This window comes from Stenotrophomonas capsici (assembly GCF_034961085.1).
GTDB classification, from domain to species: Bacteria; Pseudomonadota; Gammaproteobacteria; order Xanthomonadales; family Xanthomonadaceae; genus Stenotrophomonas; species Stenotrophomonas capsici.
On sequence record NZ_JAYFUH010000001.1, the window covers coordinates 1 to 9084 of the forward strand.

Genomic DNA, 9084 nt, shown 5'->3' on the forward strand with positions numbered 1-9084 from the left:
TGGGGCGAAATCAAGGAAGTGGACTTCAACAATGTCGTCGGGGTTGGCGACATCGCCAGCACCCCCAGCGACCTCAACCGACTGATCGTCGCCCTGTTCAATGGCGAACTCGTGCGGAAGGAGACGTTGGCGTTGATGGCGCCGGCGCCGGGCAAGGGCTGGGGGATGGGGCTGGCGGAGTTCGTGTACGGGGAGAACACGTTCCTCGGGCACGGCGGTGATGTCATCGGTGCGCATTCCCGGGTCATTTACGACCCGCAGGACGGTACCGCCATTGCCTACTCCACGAATGGGGAGCGGATTCCGACCAATGCCTTCCTCGAAACCATTGTCGGGATCGTTTACGGCGGCACGTTCCAGGCGCCGGCGCTGAAGTAGGACCCTGCGCAGGGCCGCTCGGCGCGATGCACCGGCGACATTCCATCATCGAAAGGGACGTCGGAGAAGCTGGGGTCACGGCCGGCTTTCGGCAATGCGCCTTTCTTGTTGGACTGCGCTGGCGCGATTCAAGGACTCGAATCCTGACCGAAATCCTCTTCTTGGCCGAACGTTCTTCTGCGGGCACTTCGACGGCCTGGTCTGGCCAGGAGAGGAGGGGGAGGCATTCTTGGCCCGTATTGCAGCGCCCTAACTGGCGGTTTGCTCTTTCGCAGTGAAAGCTAGGGCGCCAGCTCCGGCGACGAGTAGCACGGCACAGCGGAGCACACGTTGATGGCACCCTCCCCACGAAACTGCCTTTCGAACGTGTCCTGCGCCCAGCGGTCGGCGCTTTGAATGTCGGCAGGTGAGAGCGCGCCTGTCTTGACGAACAATGCAAGCAGGGATTCCACGTCGGCGCGTTGGTCGGGCAGGGCCCGCAGCGCTGCCAGACGGGCACCGCGCCACGTCAGTACCGGATCGGGCATTGGCACCGTGTCCGTCCATGAGGCATGCCCGTTGGGTGTATTCACGTATCTGTGGAGGGCTTGCACGGATACGCGCGGGTCCGCCCGCTGCAAGGCCTGTTGTGTAAATCCGGAAGTGTGCCGGATATGACGTTCGATCTCTGCGGCTTCTTCCGTGATTAGCCTGCTCCCCAGCCAGGGCGTAGGTCCCATCAGGAGGAAGCAGGTCTGTGCGTCCGGGTTACCCCTGACGGCCGCTTCGAAGAGGGCATTGGATAGCACCCGGGCCAACTGCCTCTTGTCGGACCCCTTGCAGAACCCTTCCAGCCGCTCGACCACGAAGGCATATCTGGCGCTCTCCGCGTCCATCATGCGCAGGGTTTCCACGGTTTCGTTCGACAGGTCTCCCCGCCTTTCATCCTCCAGCATGGAACGCATGCCATTCACCGCGGCATGGTAGAGAAGGCAGTCATTGGCTTGTTTGAACGCAAGAACGATGGCGTCCACATCGCCGCTGGCGAACGTTGCCTCCCAATGATGCGCCAGTCCGCCGGGTTGCTCAGCGATGCCGCTGGCATCGCTCGATTGCCCCGAATCGACCGACGCAGCCTGCGATGGCGCGGGCCGATTCGATCCGTCCTCTTGCCGAACCCACAGGTATGTACTGCCGCCGGCCAGAAGCAGCAGCGCTGCCAGGATCTTGTATGTGTGCCGCCCCATTCAATGCCTCCAGCATTGGCAAGCGGGTTGCTCAGCGATATCGCTCGATTGCCCCGAATCGACCGACGCAGCCTGCGATGGCGCGGGCCGATTCGATCCGTCCTCTTGCCGAACCCACAGGTATGTACTGCCGCCGGCCAGAAGCAGCAGCGCTGCCAGGATCTTGTATGTGTGCCGCCCCATTCATCCTCCAGCATAACGATGGCGTCCACATCGCCGCTGGCGAACGTTGCCTCCCAATGATGCGCCAGTCCGCCGGGTTGCTCAGCGATGCCGCTGGCATCGCTCGATTGCCCCGAATCGACCGACGCAGCCTGCGATGGCGCGGGCCGATTCGATCCGTCCTCTTGCGACCCCATGGAACGCATGCCATTCACCGCGGCATGGTAGAGAAGGCAGTCATTGGCTTGTTTGAACGCAAGAACGATGGCGTCCACATCGCCGCTGGCGAACGTTGCCTCCCAATGATGCGCCAGTCCGCCGGGTTGCTCAGCGATGCCGCTGGCATCGCTCGATTGCCCCGAATCGACCGACGCAGCCTGCGATGGCGCGGGCCGATTCGATCCGTCCTCTTGCCCGGGCCAACTGCCTCTTGTCGGACCCCTTGCAGAACCCTTCCAGCCGCTCGACCACGAAGGCATATCTGGCGCTCTCCGCGTCCATCATGCGCAGGGTTTCCACGGTTTCGTTCGACAGGTCTCCCCGCCTTTCATCCTCCAGCATGGAACGCATGCCATTCACCGCGGCATGGTAGAGAAGGCAGTCATTGGCTTGTTTGAACGCAAGAACGATGGCGTCCACATCGCCGCTGGCGAACGTTGCCTCCCAATGATGCGCCAGTCCGCCGGGTTGCTCAGCGATGCCGCTGGCATCGCTCGATTGCCCCGAATCGACCGACGCAGCCTGCGATGGCGCGGGCCGATTCGATCCGTCCTCTTGCCGAACCCACAGGTATGTACTGCCGCCGGCCAGAAGCAGCAGCGCTGCCAGGATCTTGTATGTGTGCCGCCCCATTCAATGCCTCCAGCATTGGCAAGCAACAGGAATGCTGCATGCCGACCCGAGTTTAGGGAAAGCAGCGGATGCTGGGCAGGGGAGGCTTACTGCCTCCCCTCACTGAGGTTCGCGAGCGGAACCCAACCCCCTTTCTGTCCCTGCGTGTCGCAGAGCAGCCAGTTGTCCCAGCCTTCAGGACCTTCATGCCTTTCGCCTACTACGAGCAGTGCGCCCTTGGTGAAAGAGATCGGATTGGGGTACTCGCTGGTATGGCCTCGAATGACGCGATACTGCCGGGCTTCCATGTGCGTCTCCTGCAGGTTGCATCGACATTGATCCGGGCCACGAGGCTCCGGTGTCCAAGCCATTCTGGAGGACGTTCTGCAGCATCACTTTGTCCCGGCGCAACTCTGCAGCCGATAGCTTGCTTGCGGTCCCCTTGCGCATGCTCCCGCAGCCGGAGCATCTCGGGTGCTTCCAAACTGTCGTGCTTCTTTTTTTATTCGTTGTAGCGCGTTCCTTCGGAAGCAAGGCAGTCCCGAACAGCGCTGGGACATAGTCCGCGTCCCATTTGGAGCACGACTCCACTTCGGCTTTTTCGGATTGCACTGCTCGATGGGGCGCTGCCTCTGCGAATGAAGCAGCGGCAAGCCTTCGACCAACGTGGCTGTCGCGTTTGGCAATGTGATGGCGGCGTGATGCCGTTCGGCATGGGTCGGTGTTCTGCAATTCCTGAATTCGCATCAACGCCGGTAATGCCTGTTTCAGGCGGTTTTTGCGGCACGTATCCCGTATCGGCGGTGAAGTTGGGTCTTCACGACGCCCTTGCCGAAAGTGTGTATCCATGTGCCACGGCGGTATGGATAAATCGCCGCCGTGGCCGACTGAAATCACCGCGGCGGATGATCGGGGAGTTCTGCCAGGCCATGCACGGGCTGGCGCTTCATGGCGCCGGGTGTCGTGCGGGTTCGGCATCGGACGGAACGAAGTTGTTCATCCGAGCGCGGGCGCAGGGGGAGTGTCACACGCGCCAGCATTGATACGTCAAAGCAGTCTGTCTCAAACGGGGTCTGTCTCAATCGAGTTGGCGAATGCGCCTCGAGAGGGGTGCAGAAGGGGATGACAGCATGTGGCAGTCGATGGCACCGCGCGTCCGGTCGCGCGGCTTCAACGTTCGATCCACCCGTGTGAGTCCGTGCCTGGCGTTGGCCTGGCGTGTAGTGGGGCTGCTGGTGCTGGCGCTTTGTTTCGCGATGCCGTCCACCGCGTGGGCCGCGGCATACGCCACCGGAGGCTCAAGTCCCTATCGCAATACGGTGCTGTGGTTGACCTGGGGCGGCGGCACCGATCGCGGCACGCCGGGCGTACTACTGGGCAATGGCAGTGCCTCGTCGATCTCGATGCCGGTAGCGTCCGGCTTCAATCTGGAGGTGACCTGTACATTGGCCAATGCCACGGGCGTCCCGCTCAGCAGCTATCGCCCCGGTGCGTTCGGCGGTGACAGCCTGGACGACCTGTACAACATCGGGGGAACCGGCAACGCCAACCAGCTGATCGCGGGCATTGCCGGCACCGGCGGCGTGGCCAATTTCCGCATCAATTGCGTGTCGACCTTGGGCGGCGCGCCCTATCGCCTGCGTGGCGTGGTGATGGCGGATGCGGAATCGATCAATACCGGCGTCGAGTACGTCCAGGCCACGGCCGACGGCACCTGGAACGTGGTGGAGATGCGCAAGAACGTCGGCGCAGGCGCGTATCGCGTCACCAAGTCGCTCAACGGTGCCGAGGAGGTGATCCGCTTCGGGCCGGGCAACGATAACAACACGGCGGCGGTGACGTTCCTCAGCTTCGACAATGCCGCCTACACGCCAGGCAACCTGGCAGTGGGCATGGACTTCGAGTTCCGCGGCGGCGGTACCACCGCCATCGCCATCGGCCTGCTGGTGCCTTACGCGGATTTTGGCGATGCACCGAACAGCTATGGCGATGCCATGCATGTGGTGGATGACCTGCAGTTCCGCAACGACAACATCCCCGCCAATGCCACCAACCTGGACATCAACACGGCCGGCTATACGCCCGGTGGCCTGGCGCCCCCGGTCGTGGACTACCTCGGCAGCATGGGCCCGGATACCGAACAGCGCAGCAGCTACAGCGTGGATGCACGTGGCGATGATGACTTCCCGGCTGGCAACCCGAACGAGGAGAATGCCTGGCCGGCCAACTACCGGCTGACCGTCATGCAGGCCGGCACGGTGGTGAGCCAGCCGGTCGCGTGCGTGGGTAACGGGCGCGTGGCCGGCTGGATCGACTTCAACCGCAGTGGCCAGTTCGACGACGGCGAGCGCAGCAGCATCGAAGACTGCAGCGGCGGCAGCGCCACGCTGAGCTGGACCGTGCCGGCGACGGTGGTCGCCGGGACCAGCTACGTGCGCCTGCGCTATGCCACCGACCCCGCGGAGATCCAGCAACCGATCGGGGTGGCCGATGATGGCGAAGTGGAGGATCACCTGATCACCATCACCGCACCGGCGTTGCGCATCACCAAGAGCAACAACAGCGGCGACGGCAGCTGGAACTACGGCGAGCCCGGCACCACGTACACGCTGACGGTCAGCAATACGTCCGATGTGGCCACCGGCAATCCGCCGACCGTGCAGCCCGGCACCATCACCGTGCTGGACGAGCTGCCAGCGGGCATCGCGCCCGGATGGAGCGGCACGTACACAAACAATGGCTGGAGTTGCACGGCCAGCGGGCAGCGCGTGACCTGTACTTCGAACCAGGTGCTGGCCGCCGCGGGAAACCCGGGTTCAAGCAGTGCCATCGAACTGCCGGTCACGGTGCTGCCCACCGCCGTCGGCACGCTGGTCAACCATGCCAGCGTGGGGGGCGGGCATGACCCCTTCAACACGGGCGTGACCCCGGAACCCGGCTCGAGCTGTACCGATACCGACCACTGCACCCAGAACCCGGTGACCGTGCCGGCCGCGCGCGTGCGGCACAGCAAACAGGCCAACACGGCCGGGCCGGTGAACGTCGGCGACACCATCAGCTACACGCTGACGGTGACCGTCGAGGACAGTGCCACCCGCGACACCGTGACCTTTACCGATACCCTGGGCACCGGCCTGGATTTCGGCAGCGTCACCAGCGCTGGCGTGTTCAACTGCACCGCGGGTAATCCGTTGGTGTGCGAGCTGCCGGCCGGCACGGCAATCGGCACCTACAACCTGACCTACAGCGCGGTGGTCAACGCGCAGGCCAGCGGCCAGGTGGTCAACACCGTTGTCGGCAATGGCAACGAGACGCCTACCTGTTCCGGCACCTGCACGACCACTACGCCGGTGTCACCGCCGCAGGTCACCGTATCCAAGGCCAGCACCACTACCGGGCCGGTGGTGATGGGGGACAGCGTCGGTTACACGCTGACCGTCGTGGTGGCCAACGCCCGCACCACCGGCATCGTCACGTTGACCGATACCCTCGGCACCGGCCTGGATTTCGGCGGCATCACCAACGCCGGCGCGTTCAACTGCACGGCCGGCAACCCGCTGGTATGCACGCTGCCGGCGGGCACCGTGCCGGGCAGCTACAGCGTGTCCTACACCGCCACCGTCAATGCGCAGGCCAGCGGCCAGGTGCGCAACGCCGTGGTGCCCACGGGGCCCGACACCCCCGCCTGCGCCGGCAATTGCGACACCACCACGCCGGTGGGCGCGCCGCGCATCACCGTGTCCAAGTCCAGCGCTACCGGTGGCCCGGTGGTGGTGGGTGACACCATCACCTACACCGTGGCGCTGGTGGTCGCCGATGCCAGTACCACCGGCGTGGTCACCCTGACCGACACGCTGGGCACCGGCCTGGACTTCGGCAGCGTCACCAGCGCGGGCGCCTTCAGTTGTGGCGCTTCCAACCCGTTGGTGTGCACGCTGCCCGCCGGCAGCCCGGCAGGCAGCTATCCGCTCACCTACACCGCGGTCGTCAACGACCAGGCCAGTGGCTCGGTGAAGAACGGCGTGGTGCCCACGGGCCCGGACAATCCTGCCTGTGGCAACTGCGAGGTGGTCACGCCGGTGGCCAATCCGCTGGTGCGCTACAACAAGCAGGCATCCACCGGCGGGCCGGTGGTGGTGGGCGACAGCATCGCCTACACGCTGCAGGTCACGGTGCTCAATGCGCGCACCACCGGCCTGGAGATCCTGACCGACACGCTGGGCACGGGCCTGGACTTCGTGGCGGTCACCAGCCCGGGCATCTTCACCTGCAATACGGGCAACCCGCTGATATGCACGTTGCCTGCGGGCACCGTACCGGGCACCTACAGCCTGACCTACACCACCGTCGTCAATGCCCAGGCCAGCGGGCAGGTACGCAATGTGGTGACCGGCACCGGGCCGGACACGCCCTCCTGCTCGGGCAGCTGCGACACCACCACGCCGGTGGCGACGCCGGGCGTGAGCTACGCCAAGTCGGTCAACACCGCCGGCCCGGTATCGGTGGGGGACGTGCTGACCTACACCCTGACCACCGTGGTGACCAACTCGCAGACGAGCGACGTGGTGACCCTGGCCGATACGCTCGGGGCCGGGCTGGACTTCGGCAGCGTCACCAGTGCCGGTGCTTACGCCTGCACGCCCGGCAATCCGCTGGTGTGTACCCTGCCGGCCGGCACCGCGCCGGGAAGCTACAGCCTGAGCTACACCGCCACCGTCAACGGGCAGGCGAGCGGGCAGGTGACCAACGCGGTGCTCGGCAGCGGTGGCGACAACCCGTCCTGCACCGCGAACTGCGATACCACCACGCCGGTGAACGCTGCCGAGATCGAGTACCACAAGGCATCCATGCCGGCCGGTCCGGTGTCGGTGGGCGACCGCATCACCTATACGCTGACGGCGATCATCCGCAACTCGCGCACCACGGCGGTGTTCACCCTGACCGACACCCTGGGCACGGGGCTGGATTTCGAAGCGGTCAGCTCCGCAGGCAGCTTCAGTTGCAATGCCGCCAATCCACTGGTGTGCACCTTGCCCGCCGGCACCGTGCCGGGAACCTACGCGCTGGAGTACACCACCCTGGTCAACGCGCAGGCGCAGGGAGCGGTCACCAACGCGGTGACCGGCACCGGCACGGGCACCTTGCCGTGCACCGCAAACTGCAGCACCACCACGCCGGTGCGTGCGGCATCGGTGAGCTACCACAAGACCTCGGGCACGGCCTCGCCGGTGCGCGTGGGGGACACGGTCGACTACCGCGTCGAGGTGGTCGTCAGCGATTCGCGGACGAGTGACGTGGTCACCCTGACCGACACCCTGGGCGTCGGCCTGGACCTGGTCGCGGTGACCCAGCCCGGCGCGTTCACCTGCAACGCGGCCAACCCGCTGGTCTGCACCCTGCCGGCCGGGACCGTGCCGGGGACCTATCCGGTCGCCTACCATGCCAGGGTCAATGCCCAGGCTAGTGGCAGCGTACGCAACACGGTGCTGGCGACGGGCAACGACAACCCGGGCTGCAGCGCCGACTGCAGCACCGGGCACACCCTGCGCGCCACCGAGGTGCAGGTGGGCAAGCGTTCGGTGCCGGCCGCGGGTACCGAAGTGAAGGCCGGTGACAGCATCAGCTACACCCTGACGGTGGACGTGCTCAACGCCTCGACCAGCCAGCCGGTGCGCCTGGACGACACGCTCGGCGCCGGGTTGGTGTTCGACGCGGTCACCGCCGCCGGCGCGTTCAGCTGCAGTGCCAGCCTGGTCTGCACGCTGCCCGCCGGCACCGCCCCGGGCAGCTACAGCATCATCTACCAGGCGCATGTCGCCGCCGATGCGCGTGGCACCATCGGCAACGTGGTGGTCGGGCAGGGCGGTGGTGGCACCCCGCCGACCTGCACCACTTGCAGCACCGAGCATCCGCTGGCCGAACCGCGCGTGGTGTTGGCCAAGCAGGCGGACCCGGCCAGCGGCAGCGAGGTACGCCCCGGTGACCGCCTGCGCTACACCCTGTCGGCGACGATCGAGAACGCCGCGCTGCGGCAGCCACTGCAGCTGCTGGACACGCCCGACCCGGGCCTGACCCTGGACGCATTGCCCAGCGGTTGCGTGCAGCAGGGCGCGGACGTGGTCTGCACGCTGCCGGCGGGCACCACGCCCGGGCAGCATGTGTTCACCTACACCGCCACGGTCAACGAGAAGGCATTCGCCACGGTGCGCAACCGCCTGCGGGGCGAGTACCCCGACGGTGGCCAGCCGCCGGAATGCGGCAGCTGCGAAACCGAACACAAGGTGGTGTCCGACTTCGCCCTGCGCATCACCAAGAGCGCCAACCCGCGCCGGGTGAAGGTCGGTGACCTGGTGCGCTACCAGCTGGTGGTGGAGAACGTGGGGGGCAGCGACTGGCGCAACGGCGTGGTGGTGGACACCCCGCCGACCGGTTTCAGCTATGTCGATGGCTCGATGCGCGTGGCCGACGATGATGGCGCCACAGGAAT

At 65.7% G+C, this 9084-nt stretch carries 5 protein-coding genes; 2 read left to right on the forward strand and 3 right to left on the reverse strand.

From position 1 onward, the window contains the following. On the forward strand, nucleotides 1-378 hold a 378-nt coding region (locus VA603_RS00005; RefSeq protein ID WP_323437571.1), incomplete at its 5' end, for a serine hydrolase. Between the two features lie 281 nt (nucleotides 379-659). On the opposite strand, the gene VA603_RS00010 is transcribed toward VA603_RS00005, so the two are convergent. The 3 genes from VA603_RS00010 to VA603_RS00020 all read right to left on the reverse strand — a co-directional run bounded on the left by VA603_RS00010 (nucleotide 660) and on the right by VA603_RS00020 (nucleotide 2968). Next, entirely contained in the window at nucleotides 660-1604 is a 945-nt protein-coding gene (locus VA603_RS00010; protein WP_323437572.1) for a hypothetical protein, read from the reverse strand. Nucleotides 1605-2093: 489 nt separating this feature from the next. Beyond that, nucleotides 2094-2618, reverse strand: a complete 525-nt coding sequence (locus VA603_RS00015; RefSeq protein WP_323437573.1) for a hypothetical protein — start codon at nucleotides 2616-2618, stop codon at nucleotides 2094-2096. A gap of 86 nt (nucleotides 2619-2704) precedes the next feature. Further along, nucleotides 2705-2968: an SH3 domain-containing protein gene (locus VA603_RS00020; RefSeq protein ID WP_323437574.1), complete on the reverse strand. Its 264-nt coding sequence runs from the start codon at nucleotides 2966-2968 to the stop codon at nucleotides 2705-2707. A gap of 819 nt (nucleotides 2969-3787) precedes the next feature. Between VA603_RS00020 and VA603_RS00025 the strand changes: the two genes are divergently transcribed. Further along, nucleotides 3788-9084 (forward strand): CshA/CshB family fibrillar adhesin-related protein (locus tag VA603_RS00025; RefSeq protein WP_323437575.1); only part of this gene is annotated, 5297 nt, incomplete at its 3' end.